At 37.7% G+C, this 20,702-nt stretch carries 18 protein-coding genes; 15 read left to right on the top strand and 3 right to left on the bottom strand.

From position 1 onward, the window contains the following. Nucleotides 1-26: 26 nt before the first annotated feature. The 4 genes from ACY2RS_RS09890 to ACY2RS_RS09875 all read left to right on the top strand — a co-directional run bounded on the left by ACY2RS_RS09890 (nucleotide 27) and on the right by ACY2RS_RS09875 (nucleotide 4,973). Nucleotides 27-3,305, top strand: a complete 3,279-nt coding sequence (locus ACY2RS_RS09890) for an amidohydrolase family protein (RefSeq protein WP_490098490.1) — start codon at nucleotides 27-29, stop codon at nucleotides 3,303-3,305. Between the two features lie 31 nt (nucleotides 3,306-3,336). After that, the gene (locus tag ACY2RS_RS09885; protein WP_490098489.1) at nucleotides 3,337-3,648 is read left to right on the top strand and encodes a hypothetical protein; all 312 of its coding nucleotides are present in this window, start codon (nucleotides 3,337-3,339) and stop codon (nucleotides 3,646-3,648) included. Beyond that, a complete protein-coding gene (locus ACY2RS_RS09880; protein WP_490098488.1) occupies nucleotides 3,626-4,294 on the top strand; it encodes an ATP-binding cassette domain-containing protein in 669 nt (222 codons plus the stop codon). Before ACY2RS_RS09885 ends, ACY2RS_RS09880 begins: the two co-directional genes overlap by 23 nt. A 244-nt stretch (nucleotides 4,295-4,538) precedes the next feature. After that, complete coding sequence (locus ACY2RS_RS09875; protein WP_490098487.1) at nucleotides 4,539-4,973, top strand: DUF3291 domain-containing protein; 435 nt, start codon at nucleotides 4,539-4,541, stop codon at nucleotides 4,971-4,973. Between the two features lie 77 nt (nucleotides 4,974-5,050). Here ACY2RS_RS09875 and ACY2RS_RS09870 read toward each other — a convergent pair whose 3' ends face one another. From ACY2RS_RS09870 to ruvX, 3 genes are all read right to left on the bottom strand, one after another. Beyond that, nucleotides 5,051-5,554, bottom strand: a complete 504-nt coding sequence (locus tag ACY2RS_RS09870) for a DUF5606 family protein (protein WP_490098486.1) — start codon at nucleotides 5,552-5,554, stop codon at nucleotides 5,051-5,053. A 110-nt stretch (nucleotides 5,555-5,664) separates the two neighbouring features. Beyond that, the gene (gene def / locus ACY2RS_RS09865) at nucleotides 5,665-6,255 is read right to left on the bottom strand and encodes a peptide deformylase (RefSeq protein ID WP_490098485.1); all 591 of its coding nucleotides are present in this window, start codon (nucleotides 6,253-6,255) and stop codon (nucleotides 5,665-5,667) included. A 76-nt stretch (nucleotides 6,256-6,331) separates the two neighbouring features. Beyond that, a complete protein-coding gene (gene ruvX, locus ACY2RS_RS09860) occupies nucleotides 6,332-6,742 on the bottom strand; it encodes a Holliday junction resolvase RuvX (RefSeq protein ID WP_490098484.1) in 411 nt (136 codons plus the stop codon). A 112-nt stretch (nucleotides 6,743-6,854) separates the two neighbouring features. Here ruvX and ACY2RS_RS09855 point away from each other — a divergent pair, with 112 nt between their 5' ends. The 11 genes from ACY2RS_RS09855 (at nucleotide 6,855) to miaA (ending at nucleotide 20,684) form a co-directional block, all read left to right on the top strand. After that, nucleotides 6,855-7,670 (top strand): 2,3,4,5-tetrahydropyridine-2,6-dicarboxylate N-succinyltransferase, encoded by an 816-nt coding sequence (locus tag ACY2RS_RS09855; RefSeq protein ID WP_490098483.1) that lies wholly within the window; start codon nucleotides 6,855-6,857, stop codon nucleotides 7,668-7,670. Nucleotides 7,671-7,978: 308 nt separating this feature from the next. Next, nucleotides 7,979-10,405 (top strand): T9SS type B sorting domain-containing protein, encoded by a 2,427-nt coding sequence (locus ACY2RS_RS09850; protein WP_490098482.1) that lies wholly within the window; start codon nucleotides 7,979-7,981, stop codon nucleotides 10,403-10,405. 45 nt (nucleotides 10,406-10,450) lie between these two features. Next, nucleotides 10,451-11,158 (top strand): hypothetical protein, encoded by a 708-nt coding sequence (locus tag ACY2RS_RS09845; RefSeq protein WP_490098481.1) that lies wholly within the window; start codon nucleotides 10,451-10,453, stop codon nucleotides 11,156-11,158. Between the two features lie 77 nt (nucleotides 11,159-11,235). Next, the gene (uvrB, locus tag ACY2RS_RS09840; RefSeq protein ID WP_490098480.1) at nucleotides 11,236-13,239 is read left to right on the top strand and encodes an excinuclease ABC subunit UvrB; all 2,004 of its coding nucleotides are present in this window, start codon (nucleotides 11,236-11,238) and stop codon (nucleotides 13,237-13,239) included. Between the two features lie 290 nt (nucleotides 13,240-13,529). After that, the gene (locus ACY2RS_RS09835) at nucleotides 13,530-14,498 is read left to right on the top strand and encodes a Gfo/Idh/MocA family protein (RefSeq protein ID WP_490098479.1); all 969 of its coding nucleotides are present in this window, start codon (nucleotides 13,530-13,532) and stop codon (nucleotides 14,496-14,498) included. A 113-nt stretch (nucleotides 14,499-14,611) separates the two neighbouring features. After that, a complete protein-coding gene (locus tag ACY2RS_RS09830) occupies nucleotides 14,612-15,499 on the top strand; it encodes a 3-hydroxybutyryl-CoA dehydrogenase (RefSeq protein WP_490098478.1) in 888 nt (295 codons plus the stop codon). Nucleotides 15,500-15,576: 77 nt separating this feature from the next. Beyond that, nucleotides 15,577-16,815: a DUF1015 domain-containing protein gene (locus tag ACY2RS_RS09825; protein WP_490098477.1), complete on the top strand. Its 1,239-nt coding sequence runs from the start codon at nucleotides 15,577-15,579 to the stop codon at nucleotides 16,813-16,815. 8 nt (nucleotides 16,816-16,823) lie between these two features. Then, nucleotides 16,824-17,483 (top strand): YggS family pyridoxal phosphate-dependent enzyme, encoded by a 660-nt coding sequence (locus ACY2RS_RS09820; RefSeq protein WP_490098476.1) that lies wholly within the window; start codon nucleotides 16,824-16,826, stop codon nucleotides 17,481-17,483. Nucleotides 17,484-17,491: 8 nt separating this feature from the next. Next, nucleotides 17,492-18,877 (top strand): exonuclease domain-containing protein, encoded by a 1,386-nt coding sequence (locus tag ACY2RS_RS09815; RefSeq protein ID WP_490098475.1) that lies wholly within the window; start codon nucleotides 17,492-17,494, stop codon nucleotides 18,875-18,877. 102 nt (nucleotides 18,878-18,979) lie between these two features. Further along, on the top strand, nucleotides 18,980-19,768 hold the full coding sequence (locus ACY2RS_RS09810; protein ID WP_490098570.1) for an ion transporter: 789 nt from the start codon (nucleotides 18,980-18,982) through the stop codon (nucleotides 19,766-19,768). 1 nt (nucleotide 19,769) lies between these two features. Then, complete coding sequence (gene miaA / locus ACY2RS_RS09805) at nucleotides 19,770-20,684, top strand: tRNA (adenosine(37)-N6)-dimethylallyltransferase MiaA (protein ID WP_490098474.1); 915 nt, start codon at nucleotides 19,770-19,772, stop codon at nucleotides 20,682-20,684. The last annotated feature ends 18 nt before the right edge of the window (nucleotides 20,685-20,702 follow it).

Here is a 20,702-nt window from a genome sequence, read left to right as displayed (position 1 = left end):
TGTATATTACACACAAAAGTATCATTATGAAAATATTGCTTAGCCTAGTAGCCTTAGCAGCTACAACCCTCTCCATAGCGCAAAAAGACGATGCCAAATGGGACGTCAATAATCCTGGAAAAGAGTTTAAATACAAAACACACCGGTTTACTACAAACGAAGGAACATGGATGAACTTAGATGTAAGTCCAGATGGCCAAACAATCGTATTTGACATGCTTGGGGATATCTACACCATGCCCATCACTGGAGGAAAAGCAAAAGCAATTAGAACAGGTATTGCTTATGAAATTCAACCGCGCTTTAGTCCGGATGGAAAACACATTTCGTTTACGAGTGATGCGGGTGGAGGTGACAATATCTGGATCATGAATACCAAAGGGAAAGATGCAAAGCAAATCACCAAAGAAAGTTTTAGACTTTTAAATAACGCTATTTGGATGCCCGACAGTAAATACCTTGTGGCAAGAAAACATTTTACAAGCGGAAGAAGTTTAGGAGCTGGAGAGCTTTGGCAATACCACATCACAGGTGGTAGTGGTGTGCAATTAGTAAAAAAGAAAAACGACCAACAAGACATCAATGAACCATGGATTTCTAGTGATGGAAAATACTTGTATTACAGTGAAGATATGTATGCTGGAGGGTTCTTTCAATACAACAAAGATCCTAATAGTCAGATTTACGTGATCAAGCGTTACAATTTCGAAGATGGAAAAACGGAAACTGTTACGGGAGGTCCCGGAGGAGCTGCAAGACCTACCGTTTCACCAGATGGAAAGCGACTCGCCTTTGTAAAACGTGTGCGTGAAAAAACCGTTTTATATGTGCACAACTTAGCTACAGGAGAAGAGTTTCCAATCTACGATGCACTTAACAAAGACCAACAAGAAGCATGGGCTATCTTTGGAGTATATCCAAATTTCGATTGGCTCCCAAATAGCGAAGAACTAGTGATTTGGAGTGGTGGGAAATTTCAGAAAATACACACGGAAACACTGGCCGTTACAAACATTCCTTTTGAAGCAAACGTAGCCATAGACCTTGCGCAAACAGTGAAGACAAATACACCCATAGAACGAGATACCTTTACACCAAAAGTTATAAGAGATGCTAAAACATCTCCTGATGGAAAAATACTTATCTTCAGCGCACTAGGACATATTTACAAAAAAACACTTCCTAACGGAACCCCTACAAGACTAACAACAGGCACCGATTTTGAGTTCGAACCTAGCTTCTCCCCAAGCGGGAATGAAATTATTTTCGTTACATGGAACGATCTTGAGAAAGGTGCTATTGTTACTGTAAATGCTAACGGAGGAACTCCCGTGAAGCTTACTTCAGAAAAAGGAATCTATAGAACCCCTCGCTATTCTCAAAACGGATCACAAATTGTCTACAGAAAGGAAGGCGGAAATACAGATCAAGGATTTACGTTTACCAAAAACCCAGGCATCTATGTCATGGACAAGAACGGTCAAAACCCTAAAAAAGTCATTAACAAAGGTGAAAACCCAAGATTTAACCAAGACGGTTCTAGAATCTTTCTACAAACAGGTGGTACCTACTTTGGGAATCTTACCAAGAAATTAATTTCTGTTAATCTACAAGGCCATGATGAGCGTGAGCATGTTATTTCAAAATATGCCAATTACATTGTACCAAGTCCCGACAACAAATGGGTTGCCTTTACCAACTTACACAAAGCCTATATTGCTCCTATGCCACAATTAGGAAAACCACTCACCCTAGATGGGAAAAGTAATAATGTGCCGGTACAGCAAATCGCAAAAGATGCAGGTGTAAACCTACATTGGTCCCCAAATAGCAACAAAATTATGTGGACTTTGGGTGACGAATATTTCAGCAACACCTTGCAAGAAAAATTTAGTTTTGTTCCTGGAGGAAAAGAAAAGCCTAGCACTATGCCGAGCTCTGGGATAAAAATTGGTCTAACAGCTCCTGTAGACAAACCCTCTGGAAGAGTAGCGTTTAGCAATGCCCGTATCATTACCATGAACGGCGATGAAGTGATTGAAAATGGAACCATTATCATCAATCAAAATCGTATTGAAGCCATTGGAAAAGCAAGTGAATTACCAATCCCAAGCGACTGTAAAATCATATTAGCTGCTGGCAAAACAATCATGCCCGGATTGGTAGATAGCCACGCGCACATTGGTGCTTTTAGAAGTGGACTCCCAGCGCAAAACAATTGGCAATTTGCTGCCAATTTAGCCTTTGGTGTTACTACAGCGCATGATCCTTCTGCCAACACAGAAACTGTATTCACCTTGTCTGAATTACAAAAGACAGGAGCCTTAGTGGGACCACGACTCTACTCTACCGGATTTATTTTATACGGTGCCGATGGCGATTTTAAAGCAGTAATCAATAACCTAGAAGACGCTAGAAGTAGCATACGCCGTACCAAGGCGTTTGGAGCGAAAAGTGTAAAAAGCTACAACCAACCTAGAAGAGAACAACGCCAACAAGTATTGCAAGCTGCACGCGAAGAAGGCATCAACGTAGTTCCAGAAGGAGGATCCACCTTTTTCCATAACCTTACCATGGTAATTGATGGGCATACAGGAGTAGAACACAACATTCCGGTAGCACCTGTATATAAAGATGTACTAGAAATTTGGGGAGCAAGTGGCACGGGATATACGCCTACCTTAATCGTAAATTATGGCGGATTAAATGGTGAGTACTATTATTACCAACGTGATAATGTTTGGGAAAATAAAAAGCTACTCAACTTTACTCCAAGAAGTATTGTAGATAGTCGTTCAAGACATAGAGATATGGTGCCTATTAAAGAATATGAAAACGGTCATATGTTGGTTGCACAAACCGCAAAAGACTTGGTGGCTGCTGGTGTAAAACTTAATATGGGGGCCCACGGACAACTCCAAGGGCTTGGAGCTCATTGGGAAACCTGGATGTTGGCAAGTGGCGGACTAAGCAACCACGAAGCCTTAAAAGCTGCGACCATCAATGGAGCAAATTATATTGGCGCAGGGCAAGATATTGGTTCTCTAGAGGTAGGAAAATTAGCAGATCTTATAGTACTTAACAGAAACCCACTAGAAAATATAGAGAACACACAACACATACAACGCGTGATGATCAATGGACGATTGTATGACGCAAACACACTTAATGAACAAGGAAACCATCCAAAAGAGCGTGCGCCTTTTTATTGGGAAGTACCAGGATACAATCAAGCATTTCCTTGGCACGAAGAAACGGACAGTTTCACCAAAGGCGGTTGTGGGTGTCATATTGGGCATAACTAATCACTGTTCACTAATCACTATTCACCAATTAATGAATATTAGACCTTACACACAATTCTATAAAAGCATTTTCCCGTTTATCGCGGGATTTGCTTTTGTTGGAGTGAAGGCATTTGGTGTTTTTTGGGGCTTCTTTTTCTTTCTCACCATTGCTTTAGGGTTTGGTTTTGTAGGATTTCAAACCTTTTATAAAAACGAATGGTATGCCTATCAAAATATGGGCATAACAAAATGGCAACTATTTAAAGGTTCCTTTATCATCAACTTAATACTCGGACTTCCTATATTCATTATTTTATTTCTTCTTTTCTTCTTTATCATTGGCGACTTTAATCTTACATAGCGCAACAAAGGCTTTTAAAAAAAAGCAGGTCCTTAAAGAAGTTTCTTTTACACTAGAAACAGGAGCTATTATGGGACTTTTTGGACGAAATGGCTGTGGAAAGTCTACTTTGTTGAAACTGCTCTTCGGAAATATGAAAGCCGACACTATAGCATTAGAAATAAATGGGCATGCTGTTAAAATTTCCGAAGTAATTCCAAAACAACTTATTGCATACCTACCACAACATCCTTTCTTGCCGAAACAAACCAAAGTTCGAGACGTGATTGTAATGTTTCATAGTGATGAAAAAGCACAAGATCGGATTTTTTATGACCCACATATTGCTACAATGACTGCAAAGAATGTGGGAGATTTATCTTTAGGAGAAACCAAGTATTTGGAAGTGGTTTTGTTAAGTCATTTACCACACCCTTTCTTAATGTTAGACGAACCCTTTTCTATGGTAGAACCACTACACAAAGAAAAATTAAAAACCTATCTAAGCGAATTAAAATCTAAAAAAGGGATTTTAATCACAGATCACTATTACCAAGATGTGCTTGAAATAAGCAACCAAAATATGGTGATTAAAGATGGAGTTGGCATTCCTATAAACACAAAAGAAGATTTAAAAAAATACAAGTATTTATCAAAAGAAGGGTGAAGATAATTTGAAAATGTGTGGATTTTAAAATGTAACAATTAGCCACTATTTCCCCTATCAGCGGGAGAGGGTTTGGGATTTTGAAGATGAAAATTATCTTTTCTGAAATATTACAGCTCGATTAAACACTAATAAAAAGACCCTTTGTCTCTTTGTCCCTTTGTCCCTTTGAAACTTTAAAAATTTCTATAGAAGTCAAAAAATATTACTTTTAAACCATAAACAATAAACCACAAACTCAAACATGCACCTAGCCCAACTCAACCTAGCCGATGCCATTGCCGATATGGAGAGTCCGATTATGGCTGATTTTGTAAATAATACAGACCGTATAAATGCCTTAGCTTCAAAACACCCAGGCTATGTTTGGAGTTTAGAAGAACGTCCTGAAGCAGAAAAAGAAGATCGTGTTACTGTTTTTGGAAAAGAAAGTTTGTTAGTCAACATGACCGTTTGGAAAAACAGAGAGACCTTATTTGATTTTGTATACAAAACGGCCCATAAAGACATCATGGTTCGAAAAAAAGAATGGTTTGCAAAAATGCCCAAGATGCATATGGTGCTCTGGTATGTTTCAGAAGGACACCAACCCACGATTAGTGAAGGAAAAGAACGTCTTGAATATCTGAGAAAGCATGGCGAATCTGAATATGCGTTCAGTTTTAAAAGCAAGTTTTAAAAAGTCTTCTTTAGTAAAACTAAAAATGTCACCCTAAGACAAGCTCAGGGTGACAAAATATCTTGCTGTAAAAAAGATTATTTCTTATCAGCTGCTTTTGTAGCTTTCTTTTTCGCTGGTGCTTTTTTTGCAGGCTTTTTTGCAACCTTTTCTTCCGAAACTTCCTCCTCTAATACCTCAGCTTCTTCTGTAGGTTCTGAGAAATCTGTGATGCCGTTTTTCACCAAAAGGTTGTACCATTGCACTACCTTTTTGATATCACTTGGGTATACGCGTTCTTCATCATAGTCTGGTAAAATCTCAAAAAAGAATTCTTCCAATTCAATTTTTGGGACTTTATGATTGATGGTTTCTTTACCATCTTCTTTTGTAGCAATCTTCTCAAAAATTGCACGAAGTGGCACCTCTTCAGTAAGGGTGTAGATAGCAATTTCAGAAAGTAAGCTTACGTTATGACGCGCACTAACACTTATTTTTTTGTTGTCTAATAAAGACTCTGCCAAAAAACCACTTCGGGTTTGTTGGGTTAGTTTATATAAACCTGGCTTTCCTGAAATTGATAAAACTTTTTCTAAACTCATATATGTGAACTCTTTTAATGTATTGCTGAAATTTTAAAATTTCCGGAGCATATAGCACTCCAATTTAAAATCGCGCAAAGATGTTTTGAAATTTTGTGATATGCAACCGTTTAACGTTTCTTTTTAGCATTCGGGAAGCGCATTCTGTAATCTGCTTTGGCTTTTCCTTTGCTAATGTTGGTTAATTTACCTTTGATTAAACGCTTTTTTAAAGAAGAAAGTTTGTCTGTAAACAAAATACCTTCAATATGATCGTATTCATGTTGGATAATTCTAGCAATAATTCCTGAATATTTCTCGGTGTGCTTTTTGAAATTTTCATCGTAATATTCGATGGTAATATCGGGTTGTCTAAACACATCTTCACGAACATCTGGAATACTCAAACACCCTTCATTAAATCCCCACTCATCGCCTTCTTCTTCTAGAATAGTAGCATTGATAAAGGTCTTTTTAAAACCCTCTAACTCTGCAAACTCTTTGGCATCCATTTCGTCCTCATCTGCAAACGGACTTGCATCCACTAAGAAAATACGAATGGGCAAGCCAATTTGTGGCGCTGCTAAACCTACACCACTAGCGGCATACATGGTCTCGTACATATTTTCTAGCAATATATCTAGTTTCGGATAGTCTTTAGGGATCTCCTTACATTCTTTACGTAATACAGGATCGCCATAGGCTACAATTGGTAAAATCATTTTTTAATGTTTATTATTTAATGTTTAATGAATATTATTTACTTAACTATCTTTTTTAAAGTCAGTAAATAATACATTAAACCTTATAGAGATATTGTTGTAATATTATCGTTGCACTTATTTCATCAACAAGAGCCTTGTTTTGTCTTTGTTTTTTTTTGAGTCCGCTATCAATCATGGTTTGAAAAGCCATTTTACTGGTATAGCGTTCGTCAACTCGCACGATAGGAATCTTCGGAAATTTCACATTAAATCCTTTGATAAAATTTTGAATATTCCCCTCAACACTTGAGGCAGTACCATCTTTCTGTGTTGGCTCTCCAATGACGATGGTATCTACCGTTTCGTTGCAAAAATAAGTGCTTAAAAAAGGCATCAAATCATGCGTATCTACTGTGGTAAGTCCAGAGGCAATTAGTTGTAACTCATCTGTCACTGCGATGCCCGTGCGTTTTGTACCGTAATCTATGGCGAGTATTCTTCCCATTTTGGCTGCAAAAATAAGGGATTATACTATAGTATGCTACTTATGATGGATTTAATGATTGAGCTCATTATATTTGCATTCAAAGTATCAAAAAACAACAATACCTTACCCTATGAAAGACCTTCAAAATATTATAGAAAAAGCCTGGGACGATCGCTCTTTATTATCCCAACCAGAAACCATTGACGCCATAAGAGAAGTAGTACGCTTATGTGATGAAGGAACGTTACGTTGTGCAGAACCAACAGACGATGGTTGGCAAGTAAACGAATGGGTAAAGAAAGGTGTGGTGTTGTACTTCCCTATTCAAAAAATGGAAACATTGGAGGCAGGAATTTTTGAATACCATGATAAAATTCCCCTAAAAAGAGGCTATGAAGCCAAAGGAATTCGAGTAGTGCCAAACGCTGTAGCACGTCACGGAGCATACATTAGCAAAGGTGTTATCATGATGCCTAGTTACGTAAACATTGGAGCATACGTAGATGAAGGTACTATGGTAGACACTTGGGCTACCGTTGGAAGCTGTGCCCAAATTGGAAAAAATGTACACCTAAGTGGAGGTGTTGGTATTGGAGGAGTTTTAGAACCCTTACAAGCAGCACCCGTAATTATTGAAGATGGTGCCTTTATTGGTTCAAGATGCATTGTTGTAGAAGGAGTACGCGTAGAAAAAGAAGCAGTATTAGGTGCTAATGTCGTATTAACCATGAGCACTAAAATTATAGATGTAACTGGAGATACTCCAGTTGAAACCAAAGGAGTAGTTCCGGCACGTTCTGTAGTTATTCCGGGAAGCTATACCAAAAAATTTCCAGCAGGTGAATTTCAAGTACCCTGCGCTTTGATAATTGGAAAACGTAAAGAAAGCACCAATAAAAAAACCTCACTAAACGATGCCTTACGCGAGTATGATGTAGCGGTGTAGTTCTGGTTTGTGGTTTGTGGTTTGTGGTTTGTGTAAAATTAAAAACTTTGCTCAAAAACATCCCCCTAGCCCTCCCGATTTAAAATCGGGACAGGCTCTTCAAAGGGGGAATCCCAGATATTTTACTTTAATCTAAATCAAAAACCACCCAGCAACAACCCTCTAGCAGCTAGTCTGCCTTGTGCAGCAAGCAGACTAAGCGGTCTAATAAAAACTTCAATTTCTCCCGAAGTTTCAGGATCAGTTTCGTCCTGAAAACTTTCGGGATCGATTTCAAACCCCTATATTTAGCATACAATTTCATTGCTATGAAACGTATCGCTATTCTTAGTATAGTACTTCTCCTCCTGCCTCTAACTTTTCTAGGGCAAGAAGTAGATGTTTTTTCTCAATTTAACGGACGATACGATTATCTAGCGTTTGGAAACACACTAAACACAGGAGAAAACACTGGTGCAGATCCGCCAACTCCTTGTGAAATCTTAACAACAAGTAGTGCAAATTTTGAACTACAACCAGGCCAAGAGCTTATTGCTGCCTATCTCTATTGGGCAGGCTCTGGAACTGGTGATCTCGAAATAACGCTTAACGGAACGCCAATAACAGCAGAACGTACTTTTGAAGATTCAATGCCTAACGGATTGGTTTATTTTGCAGCTTTTGCAGATGTTACTTCCTTATTGGAAAGTACTGGAAATGGCCCCTATACCCTAGCCGATTTAGACCTAACAGATGTCATTGCTGAGTACTGCGGAAATACAACAAACTTCGGCGGATGGGCAATTACTGTTATTTATGAGGATGCTACTCTACCTCTAAACCAAGTGACAGTTTTTGATGGTTTAGAAAGTGTTTCATCGACAAATACAAACCTTACTATAAATCTTACAAATATCAACGTATTAGATAATGAAGGTGCTAAAATTGGATTTTTGGCCTGGGAAGGTGACCAATCACTAGCCGTTAATGAAACCTTACGCATCAATGGAAACATTATTAGCAATCCGCCATTAAATCCAGCAGACAATGCTTTTAATGGCACCGATAGTTTCACAGGAAATGAAAGTATTTATAACATGGACATCGATTTCTATTCTATTGAAAACAACATAAGTCCAGGAGATACAAGCGCAGTAATTGATTTAACATCGGGACAAGATTTTGTAATGATTAATAATATCATAACCGTGCTAAATTCTCAACTTCCAGATGCTACCATTGCCATTGATGCTATAGATGGTGGAACAGATTGCGGAGATAGAACACTAGAAATTGAATACACCGTTTTTAATGTAAACTGTACAGACGAACTTCCTATCAACACACCCATTGCCTGGTATGCAGATACCACACTTATAGGTCAAAGTGAGACCACTACAGTGATTCCTATTGATGGTCAAGAAAGTGGGAACATTACTATCACGGTTCCCGCAACAATTCCAGCCGATTTCGAACTCAATGTTTTTGTAGATGACACGGGTACTGGTTCAGGTATTGTTCCTGAAATTGTAGAAGACAATAATCAAGATACCGCAACCATTCATTTACTTGAATTCCCAGATCTTAGTCAGTTACAAGATCTAGAAGTTTGCGATGCTGTGGGTATCGAAAGTTTCGATCTTACCGAAGCGATTGTAAACATTGACCCAGAGTTACTTATTAGCTTTCATCTATCGCAAATAGACGCAGAGAACAATAATAATCCTATCGCAGATCCAACTAATTTCATCAACACAGAAAATCCCCAAGACATTTTTGTTCGAGCAGATAATGAAGAGTGTCAAATTGTTGATTTCTTTGTTATTGAAGTTATTGTTTGTCCCTTACCCGATGCTACAATTACCATCAACAATAATCTTAATGCCTGCAGAAAACGTGATTTGGAAGTACAATTTACGGCATATAACATACAAGGAACGGGACCACTTCCCGCAAACACGCCCATTGCTTTTTATATTGATGGCGCCTTAGTAGGGCAATCACAAACACAAGAAATTATTCCTATTGGAGGAAGTGAAGATGACATTGTTTTTATTACACTTGATGATGCTACACCAAATACGTTTGATCTCCTTGCTGTTATTGATGACGATGGTACAAGTCAAGGCATTGTAGAAGAACTTGATGAAACCAACAACGAATTTACAACTCAGGTAATATTCGATTCGATACCGCCCATAGAAATGCTTCCTGATTTACTCGAATGTGATGCAGGATTTAATATGGGTACTTTTGACCTTACCGTTCAAGACTCGCTTATCAGTGCAGACCCAGATGTTATTATTAGGTATTACACCTCACCAGATAATGCTTTGTTAGGATTGTTTGAAATTGAAAACCCAGAAGCCTACCAAAGCTCGGGAGGAGATCAAGAAATATTTGTTCGACTCGATACTACTATTTGTTTTGCTATAACTTCTTTTTGGGTACGCACCGAAAACTGTCCGCCTTTTATCCCGCAAGGCTTCTCGCCTAATGGAGATAACATCAACGACGAATTTGAAATTTCAGGACTACTCAACATTTATGAAAATTTCGAACTTAAAATTTACAGTAGAGAAGGCAATCTTATTTACACGGGTGGAAATAATCAAGGGTTCTGGGGTGGTATTCCTAACACAGGCTTGTTATATAAAGACCAACTCGTTCCTGTGGGTACTTATTATTATGTGCTTTTCTTGAACGATCCAGAGATGCCAGATCCTTTGGTTGGATTTGTCTATATCAATTATTAATAGTTAATATTTCAGAAAAAAATATCTTTGTTTAAAAACAAATCTATGAAAAAGCTCCTATTCCTAACCGTTATTGCAATGCTAAGCACTTCGGCCTTTAGTCAAGAAAATGATAAAGAAGATTATTTATTTGCAAACGCTGGGTACATCACCTTCAATATTTTATCTCCAATTAATTTTGATATGCCGAGATATCGTTTTGGGTATGTACATAGTTTTAATGAAAAAATTAGAGCGAGTTTAGATGTTGGGTATGGCTCAGATGCAATTACATATAGAGGTCTCGAAGATTTTATAAGTACAGACAGACAAGACTATTCGTTGTTTGAAATAAGACCAGAAGTATACTATATTTTAAACCCAACGAAACCTGTGCAAATGCATATTGGATTAGAGGTATTCTACATCAACCACAATGAAACCATTTTAAATGACTACTACCAAGTAATTGATACCAATGAACAGGTACGTTATAGTCAAGCAGACATCAACAGACAAAAATATGGAAGCCATCTAAAGTTTGGAGCCTTTATTCCTTTTGGACGTGAAAGTAAAATGGGCATGAATATATATGGTGGAGTAGGCTTTCGTGTGAGAGACAACAGCTTTTCAAACATTCAGAACCCTGTAGATGGAGGTGGTAACTTTTTTGATGATGATGATTGGTTCACAGACCCATTTTTTCGCTATGAAGGAGCAACTACTGGGCTAAGCGTTGCACTTGGTTTTAAACTATTCTATAGATTGTATTAATCTGAAATTCCCTCACTCGAAATTTTTGAGGTTACTTTAAGAGTATCCTGTGGTCAAATTGGCTATTTTTGAGAGATATGAAATTCAACATTGTTTCAGACTTTACACCCACAGGAGACCAACCAGCCGCTATAAAATCTTTAGTAGAAGGCATTCACTCCAATGAGCAATACCAGACCCTTTTAGGAGTTACGGGTAGTGGAAAAACATTTACGGTTGCCAACGTCATTCAAGAGGTTGAAAAGCCAACCCTTATTCTCGCGCACAACAAAACCTTAGCGGCACAATTATATACAGAGTTTAAACAGTTTTTCCCAAACAATGCAGTAGAGTATTTTGTTTCATACTACGACTATTACCAACCAGAAGCATTTATCCCCACAAGCGGCGTTTATATAGAAAAAGATCTTTCTATCAACGAAGAAATTGAGGTCATGCGTTTGAGTACGACCTCTTCCCTCCTTTCGGGAAGACGTGATGTGATTGTGGTTGCCTCGGTTTCATGCCTCTATGGTATTGGAAACCCTGTAGAATTTCAGAAAAACGTCATCTCCCTAGAAAAAGGACAGATTATTTCAAGAACAAAACTCCTACATCAATTAGTCCAGGGTTTGTATTCTAGAACAGAAGCCGATTTTAATCACGGACAGTTTCGCATCAAAGGCGACACCGTAGATGTATTCCCAGGGTATGCAGACAATGCTTTTAGAATTCACTTTTTTGGAGATGAAATTGAAGAAATTGAGGCTTTCAATCCGTTAAATAATGATATTATTGAAACCTATGAACGTCTTAATATCTACCCAGCAAATATGTTTGTGACCTCGCCAGACGTTCTTCAAAATGCCATCAAAGACATTCAAGACGATTTGGTAAAACAGGTAGACTATTTTAAAGAAATTGGAAAGCATCTCGAAGCAAAACGACTCGATGAGCGTACCAACTTTGACTTAGAAATGATTCGAGAATTAGGCTATTGTAGTGGTATTGAGAATTATTCAAGGTATCTCGACGGACGCCTACCTGGAACACGCCCTTTCTGTTTACTAGACTTTTTTCCAGACGATTTTTTAATGGTAGTGGATGAAAGTCATGTGAGTATTCCACAAGTAGGTGCCATGTACGGTGGAGACAGATCTCGTAAAGAAAATTTGGTAGAATATGGCTTTAGACTTCCTGCTGCCATGGATAACAGACCCCTAAAGTTTGAAGAGTTTGAAGCCATGCAGAATCAGGTCATATACGTGAGTGCAACTCCAGCAGATTATGAACTAGAAAAAACAGGCGGTGTGTATGTAGAACAAATCATTAGACCCACCGGACTTTTAGACCCTCCAATAGAAGTACGTCCAAGTTTAAATCAAATAGACGATTTATTAGAAGAGATTCAAAAACGAGTCGAGTTAGACGAACGTGTTTTGGTAACCACCTTAACCAAACGTATGGCCGAAGAACTCACCAAATATATGGCGCGTGTAAACATTCGTTGTCGCTATATTCATAGTGATGTAGATACTTTGGAGCGTGTAGAGATCATGCAAGATTTACGATTGGGATTGTTTGATGTTTTAGTAGGTGTTAATTTACTTCGTGAGGGTCTCGATTTACCCGAAGTTTCTTTGGTAGCTATTCTAGATGCCGACAAAGAAGGTTTTTTACGCAGCGCTCGATCACTTACACAAACCGTAGGTCGCGCAGCACGTAATCTAAACGGGAAGGCTATTATGTATGCAGATAAAATTACAAAAAGCATGCAAAAAACCATTGATGCTACAGAATATAGAAGAAGCAAACAAATAGCCTACAACAAAGAAAATGGCATTACTCCTACCGCTATCAAAAAGAGTTTTGAAAACGCGCTTACAAAATCGAAACAAGAAGCCTATAGTTTTGAAAACGCCGACTCCCTTGCAGCAGCAGAACCAGAAGGAGAATACCTCACTAAAGCACAGCTTGAAAAGAAAATTAGAGACACGAGAAAGGCCATGGAAAAAGCTGCAAAAGAGCTAGACTTTATGATGGCTGCAAAACTTCGAGACAAAATAAAAGCGTTGCAGAAGACCAAAGATGAGCTGTTATAATTACCTCGGAAATTCTAGAGGGTTACCTACGGTGTTAGATTCCTAAAAAGTCGCCTTGGTTCTTCTTTTAATCTTCCTCTCAAACCGTTACATTTGTACCTATGAATTAATACAGTTTAATACTATATTTTCAATACAAGATACATTCGACCTATTTTTAATAAATTGAAAAAAAGTAAGCAGTATCAGTTACCAGATTTCAGGATATCAAAAATAAAACTGCAAACTGAAACTGAGCACTGAATACACATAAAAACATCGTTTTATCTAAATTATAAAAAACACCGCCCATGTTAAAAGCAGGAGTGCTAGGTGCTGGACACTTAGGAAAAATACATTTAAAGTTGCTCAAACAATCAACCAAATATGAATTGGTTGGTTTTTTTGATGCCAATCAAGAAGCAGCAAAAGCCATTGAGCAAGAGTTTGGTTACAAAAGTTTTCCTACCATGGAAGCGCTGATTGAAGCTTGTGATATGGTAGATGTGGTAACCCCAACAATTTATCATTACGATTGTGCTGAGAAAGTACTCAATGCCGGTAAACATCTCTTTATTGAAAAACCCATCACGCATACCGTAGCCGAAGCAGATGCGATTCGTGATTTGGCAAAGAAAAATGGAGTTCGCGGACAAGTGGGACAGGTAGAACGTTTTAATCCGGCTTTTATGGCTGTAAAAGAAATGATCGACAAGCCTATGTTTATTGAAGCGCACAGGTTGGCAGAATTCAATCCTCGTGGCACCGATGTTTCTGTAGTACTCGATTTAATGATTCATGATATAGATGCAATTTTAAGTGTCGTAAAAAGTGATGTTAAAAAAGTACATGCAAGCGGCGTAACTGTAATTAGCGAAACACCAGACATTGCCAATGCACGTATTGAGTTTGAAAACGGATGTGTTGCCAATTTAACCGCCAGTCGTATTTCTATGAAAACAATGCGTAAAGCACGATTTTTCCAGAAAGACGCCTACATCTCTGTCGATTTCTTAGAGAAAAAATGTGAGGTGGTAAAAATGAAAGACGCACCAAAAAATCCAGACGATTTTGCCATGGTCTTGACCAATGCAGAAGGCGTAAAAAAACAAATCTATTTTGACAATCCAGAAGTAGCACCAAACAATGCTATTCTAGACGAACTTAATAGTTTTGCAGATGCTATTGCAGCTGATAAAACACCAGAAGTTTCTTTAACACAAGGAGCAGAAGCACTAAGAGTTGCAATGCTTATTATAGATAATTTTAAGTCATTATAGTTTTTGTCAGGTTGCCCGCGAAGTGTCGGGACGAAACCTACTATTATAACTAAATTTAAATAACCAAGTAGAATAGATTTCCGCCTTTGCGGAAATGAAAAATAAATTTTTCAATGAAAAACGTAGCTGTAATTGGAGCAGGAACCATGGGAAATGGAATCGCCCACACTTTTGCACAAAAAGATTATAAAGTTCAATTAATTGATGTTTCGCAAGCATCTTTAGATCGTGGTATGGCAACCATTGCCAAGAATCTTGACAGAATGGTAGCCAAAGAAAGAATTACGGAGGCTGACAAAGAACGAACGTTGAATAACATCACAACATTCACAGATCTAAAAACAGGTGTTGAGTATGCAAGTTTGGTAGTTGAAGCAGCTACAGAAAACTTAGAGCTTAAACTAAAAATATTTAGAGATCTTGAAGCATTTTGTCCAGACGACACTATTCTAGCTAGTAACACTTCTTCGATTTCTATCACGCAAATTGCTGCAGTAACTTCTAGACCAGAAATGGTGATTGGAATGCACTTTATGAATCCTGTGCCTATCATGAAATTGGTAGAGATCATTAAAGGATACAGCACAAGTGATGAAACCTATAAAACAATCGAAGACATTTCAAAAAACTTAGGAAAAGTTCCTGTAGAAGTGAACGATTACCCTGGATTTGTTGCCAATCGTATTTTAATGCCAATGATTAACGAAGCCATAGAGACATTGTACAACGGTGTTGCTGGCGTAAAAGAAATTGATACCGTTATGATGTTAGGGATGGCACACCCAATGGGACCATTAGCCCTAGCAGACTTTATTGGATTGGATGTTTGTCTGTCTATTTTAAATGTAATGTATGACGGCTTTAAAAATCCTAAATATGCTCCTTGCCCCTTACTAGTAAACATGGTAATGGCAGGAAAATTAGGTGCAAAAAGCGGAGAAGGTTTTTATGATTACAGCGAAAACAGAAAAGCTGTTGATGTAGCGAAGATGTTTGTCTAGAGAAGACGTTAGTCGTTGGTCTTTAGACGTTAGATACATTTTAAAACGACCAAAGACCAAAGACCAAAGACCAAAAAATGGCAAAAATAATTCCTTTTAAAGCAGTACGTCCCACCCGAGATAAGGTTAGTCTTATTGCGGCAAGGTCTTATGATACCTATACGCCAGAACAACGAGAAGCTCGCTTACGAGATAATCCTTTTTCGTTTTTACATATTGTAAACCCCGGGTATAAATACTCACAGGTGACCAATGGTAAAAAAAGGTACAAGCTAGTACGAAATAGATACCAAGAATTTAAAGAAGATGGTATTTTCATGCAAGAAGAAACACCCTCTTTTTACGTGTATAAAATTGTAAATAGAGATGGGCATGAGTTTAATGGCATTATTGCAGCTGCTAGCACAGAAGACTACGAAAATGATCGTATTAAAAAACACGAAGACACCTTAGAGTTTAAAGAAAAAACTTTTGTTAAGTATCTTAAGACTGTAGGTTTTAACGCGGAGCCTGTACTCCTCACCTATCCCGATCACGAGGGCTTAGATAGCTTGATCCATACGGTAATGCAACGCCGAGCTGAGTATGAATTTACTACGACCTACAAAGATACCCACTACCTTTGGCCGGTCAACGAAAGTGATTTGATTTCTAAAATTTCCGAAGCCTTTAAGAGCATGCCCAACATCTACATTGCAGATGGGCATCACCGAAGTTCATCATCTTTTTTATTGTCGAAAAAACTTCAAAAAGAAAACGAACAACACGTAGGAGATGAAGCTTATAATTATTTTATGAGCTATCTAATTCCTGAAAGTGATTTAAAGATTTACGAGTTTAACAGACTTATTAAAGATTTAAACGGACTTAGCAAAGATGAGTTTTTGATCCAATTAGATGAGTGGTTTCGCATTGAAAATAGAGGGCAAAACTTTTACAAGCCCTCAAAAAAACATCATTTTAGCATGTATTTAGATGGTGATTTTTACTCGCTATACCTTAGAAAAGATTATTACAAAATAAATAATGCGCTCGATGCATTAGACACTCATATCTTATTTAAGTTAGTGTTAGATCCAATTTTAGGCATCAAAGATGTGCGTAACGATACTCGTATAGAGTATGCAGATGGAAAAAAAGATATGGCTTTTGTGAAAACTGCTGTAGATACACAAGACTTTGTAGTTGGATTTGGGATGCTTCCTGTTACCACAGAAGAAATGAAACAAATTGCAGATGAAGGTTTAAAAATGCCTCCAAAGAGCACCTACATAGAACCCAAACTTAGAAGCGGGATTACCATTTACGAGTTTTAGCATTTGATATGAGTATTTCAGAAAACATTCAAAAATACAAGGCAGCATTACCCGAAGATGTGACACTTGTAGCGGTTTCAAAAACCAAGCCTGTAGCAGATTTAATGGAAGCCTACAATGCTGGACAACGCATTTTTGGCGAAAATAAAATTCAGGAAATGGCTGCTAAATGGGAGGAAATGCCCAAAGACATTGAATGGCACATGATTGGTCATGTACAAACCAATAAGGTGAAATACATGGCGCCTTTTGTGGATTTAGTGCATGCCGTTGATAGTTTGAAATTACTAAAAGAGCTCAACAAACAAGCCGCCAAACATAACAGAAGTATTAAGTGCTTGTTACAACTAAAAATTGCTGCAGAAGACAGTAAATTTGGGATGAATGAAGAAGATATGGTTGCTTTATTAGCTTCGGAAATTTTAGAAACATTGCCCCACGTAAAAATTGTAGGGCTCATGGGAATGGCTACCTTTACAGAAGACACAGCTCAAATTGAAACAGAATTTGCAACACTAAAAACTGTCTTTGCAACACTAAAAGAACACTATCCTAAACTCACTGTTATAAGTATGGGAATGAGTGGAGATTACGAACTTGCCATCTCACAAGGAAGTAACATGGTACGCATTGGAAGTTCTATTTTTGGGCATAGAAATTATAACTAAATAGTATATTGGAATACGCAATTTTAGACATAGAAACCACTGGTGGGAAATACAATGAAGAGGGCATTACCGAAATTGCTATCTACCGCTTTGACGGTGACAAAATTGTAGATCAATTTGCGAGCTTGGTAAATCCAGAGCGCCCAATACAACCCTTTGTTGTAAACCTTACTGGTATTAATAATGAAATGCTACGCAATGCTCCAAAGTTTTATGAGGTTGCAAAACGTATTATAGAAATTACCGAAGGCGCTATTATAGTAGCTCATAATGCCCAATTTGACAATAGAATTCTCACCACAGAATTTGACAGACTTGGATATAACTTCGATAAAGAAAATCTCTGTACTGTAGAACTCGCACAACAATTATTGCCTGACATGGCTTCGTATAGTCTTGGAAAACTAGTGCGCTCTTTAGGAATACCTATTACAGATAGACACCGTGCACAAGGCGATGCCCTAGCAACGGTAGAGCTTTTTAAACTACTCCTACTCAAGGACAGTAAAAAGGAAATTGTGCAACAGTTTGTAAAAAAGGATCCAAAAAGACAGGTAGACAAAAAATTACTCAACCTTATTAAAGCTGCTCCAACAGCTACAGGAGTGTATTATATGCATCGAGAAGATGGTAAAATAATTTACATAGGTAAGAGCAAGAACATACAAAAAAGGTTGACGCAGCACTTTACCAACGATAATAGAAAATCAAAAAAAATACAAAAGGAAGTCAGCGCCGTAACGTATGAAAAAACTGGCAGCGAATTGATTGCGTTGCTGAAGGAAAGTGAGGATATTAAAAATCTAAAACCCATTTACAATAGAGCTCTTCGCAAAAGAAAGTACTTGAGCCAACTTGTGTCTTTTGTGGATGATAATGGATATATCAACCTACGTATTGAAAAAGCAGATGCTCGCAAAAAAGCAATCACAACTTTTAGTAATTTCAATGCAGCGAAGAGCACCTTAGAGAGAATCTCTGGTGCCTATGCGCTTTGCGAAAAACTAACAGGTTTACAAAAAATAAACAATGCTTGTTTTGGGTACGGCATTAAAGAATGTCAAGGCGCTTGTATTCAGAAAGAAAGTCCTGAGAGTTACAATAAAAAAGTAACCCAATTCTTAAAAGATAATAGTTATGAAAATCAACACATGCTGGTGATTGATAAAGGCCGGAACCATGATGAACGCTCTGTAATTTTAATTGAACATGGAATTTATAAAGGTTTTGGGTTTTATAGTTTAAACCACCAAATCACAAAGCCTGAGATTTTAAAGTCTATCATTCGACCAATGGAAAATAACAGAGATGCTCAGCATATTTTACAATCCTATTTAAGGAAACGAAAGGTGATTAAAACGATAAAACTAGATGCAAATTCTAAAAGTTTATAGAAATTGCTGTACTTTTAGAAAGCAAAAACCAAGATATTGAGCAGTTCTAAATCAAGTCTACGTAGTAAACTACACACAATTATTACTGAAGCAGATACCCCTATGGGAAAACTGTTTGATGTGGTATTGCTTATCCTTATTGTGGTAAGTGTCATTCTAGTAATGCTCGAAAGTGTTGCTTCTATCGATAACAAATATCACGACCTTCTGTATTATGGAGAATGGATCATTACTATCTTTTTTACTGTTGAGTATATTTTGAGAATTATTACTGTAAAAAAGCCCTCTAAATACATCTTTAGTTTTTATGGTATTATTGACTTTCTTTCTACAATTCCGTTGTACTTATCTTTTATTTTAGCAGGAACCAATGCCCTTCTTGCAGTAAGAGCTTTACGACTTTTACGTGTCTTTAGAATTCTAAAAATTACACGTTACCTAGGAGAAGCAAACAAGCTAAACAAAGCGCTCCGAGATAGTAGGCCTAAGATATTGGTGTTTTTATTTGCAGTACTTATTCTCTCTATTATTGCTGGTACGTTAATGTACCTTATAGAAGGAGAAGAAAGTGGTTTTGTAAGTATCCCAGTAAGTGTTTATTGGTGTATTGTAACACTGACCACAGTAGGCTTTGGTGATATAGCCCCCGTTACTCCGATGGGGCAATTTATTGCAGCAGTCATCATGATTATGGGGTATGGCATCATTGCAGTACCTACCGGAATTGTAAGTGCAGAATATGCTAGTAACAAAAAGCCTAAGCTTGATGATCCCGATTACATCCATGTAAACACACAGTCTTGTATCAATTGTAATGCAAAAAACCATCGGGACGACTCCGAATTTTGCCACAAATGTGGAACCTCTTTAGAAATAGACGTTTCAGAATAACATGTCAAAAAAACCACTTCTTATTTGTGTTGTTGGTGCTACTGCCATAGGCAAAACAGCACTTAGCATTGCACTTGCAAATGCCTTTGACACCGAAATTATTTCGGCAGATTCTCGTCAGTTTTATAAAGAAATGGAAATAGGTACTGCGGTCCCCTCTAGAGAAGAACTTGCTGCTGCAACGCATCATTGCATTCAACATAAAAGTATTTTTGACACCTATACCGTTGGTGATTTTGAACGAGAAGCACTACAAAAATTAGAATATATATTTACAAAGCGACCTATCGCCATCTTGGTAGGAGGATCTGGTCTGTATGTAGATGCCGTTGTTAAAGGATTAGATCAATTTCCTAACATTTCAGAAGAAATACGAATAGCACTCAATAAAAAGCTAGACCACGAAGGTATTGAAACCTTACAACAAGAACTACAAAAAGTAGATCCTGTGCACTACAACAACATGGACATAGAAAACCCCAGAAGAGTTATTCGAGCACTAGAAATTTACAGAGGAACAGGAAAACCGTATTCCTCTTTTCTAACAGCTAAAGCAGCACAAAGAAATTTTGACACTTGTTATGTAGGACTCACTGCAGAGAGGCCTATTATGTACGACCGTATTAATAAAAGAGTCGACATCATGATGGAACTTGGTTTGTTAGATGAAGTAAAAAACCTATACCCTAACAGAGCTTTAAACGCGCTTCAAACGGTTGCCTACAGAGAATTGTTTCAATATATGGAAGATACGTTTACGCTAGAGCAAGCCATAGAAGAAATTAAAAAAAACACCCGTCGTTTTGCAAAACGTCAAGGTACTTGGTTTCGAAAAAACGAACAGATACAATGGTTTGACTACACGACTCCTTATCAAGAAATCATTGCTGCTATAAAAGAAAAAAACGCCCTGTAAATAGGGCGTTTATCACAC

The sequence above is a fragment of the Patiriisocius sp. 208BN25-11 genome (assembly GCF_058147145.1).
The sequence above is the reverse complement of the archived record's forward strand: the minus strand, read 5'-3'. Positions and strand labels throughout refer to the sequence as shown.

Excerpts from the sequence above, each read along its gene's own strand:
- ACY2RS_RS09890 (WP_490098490.1), top strand. The coding sequence starts at position 27 with ATGAAAATATTGCTTAGCCTAGTAGCCTTAGCAGCTACAACCCTCTCC.
- ACY2RS_RS09885 (WP_490098489.1), top strand. The coding sequence starts at position 3,337 with ATGAATATTAGACCTTACACACAATTCTATAAAAGCATTTTCCCGTTT.
- ACY2RS_RS09875 (WP_490098487.1), top strand. The coding sequence starts at position 4,539 with ATGCACCTAGCCCAACTCAACCTAGCCGATGCCATTGCCGATATGGAG.
- ACY2RS_RS09870 (WP_490098486.1), bottom strand. The coding sequence starts at position 5,554 with ATGAGTTTAGAAAAAGTTTTATCAATTTCAGGAAAGCCAGGTTTATAT.
- def (WP_490098485.1), bottom strand. The coding sequence starts at position 6,255 with ATGATTTTACCAATTGTAGCCTATGGCGATCCTGTATTACGTAAAGAA.
- ruvX (WP_490098484.1), bottom strand. The coding sequence starts at position 6,742 with ATGGGAAGAATACTCGCCATAGATTACGGTACAAAACGCACGGGCATC.
- ACY2RS_RS09855 (WP_490098483.1), top strand. The coding sequence starts at position 6,855 with ATGAAAGACCTTCAAAATATTATAGAAAAAGCCTGGGACGATCGCTCT.
- ACY2RS_RS09850 (WP_490098482.1), top strand. The coding sequence starts at position 7,979 with ATGAAACGTATCGCTATTCTTAGTATAGTACTTCTCCTCCTGCCTCTA.
- ACY2RS_RS09845 (WP_490098481.1), top strand. The coding sequence starts at position 10,451 with ATGAAAAAGCTCCTATTCCTAACCGTTATTGCAATGCTAAGCACTTCG.
- uvrB (WP_490098480.1), top strand. The coding sequence starts at position 11,236 with ATGAAATTCAACATTGTTTCAGACTTTACACCCACAGGAGACCAACCA.
- ACY2RS_RS09835 (WP_490098479.1), top strand. The coding sequence starts at position 13,530 with ATGTTAAAAGCAGGAGTGCTAGGTGCTGGACACTTAGGAAAAATACAT.
- ACY2RS_RS09830 (WP_490098478.1), top strand. The coding sequence starts at position 14,612 with ATGAAAAACGTAGCTGTAATTGGAGCAGGAACCATGGGAAATGGAATC.
- ACY2RS_RS09825 (WP_490098477.1), top strand. The coding sequence starts at position 15,577 with ATGGCAAAAATAATTCCTTTTAAAGCAGTACGTCCCACCCGAGATAAG.
- ACY2RS_RS09820 (WP_490098476.1), top strand. The coding sequence starts at position 16,824 with ATGAGTATTTCAGAAAACATTCAAAAATACAAGGCAGCATTACCCGAA.
- ACY2RS_RS09810 (WP_490098570.1), top strand. The coding sequence starts at position 18,980 with ATGGGAAAACTGTTTGATGTGGTATTGCTTATCCTTATTGTGGTAAGT.
- miaA (WP_490098474.1), top strand. The coding sequence starts at position 19,770 with ATGTCAAAAAAACCACTTCTTATTTGTGTTGTTGGTGCTACTGCCATA.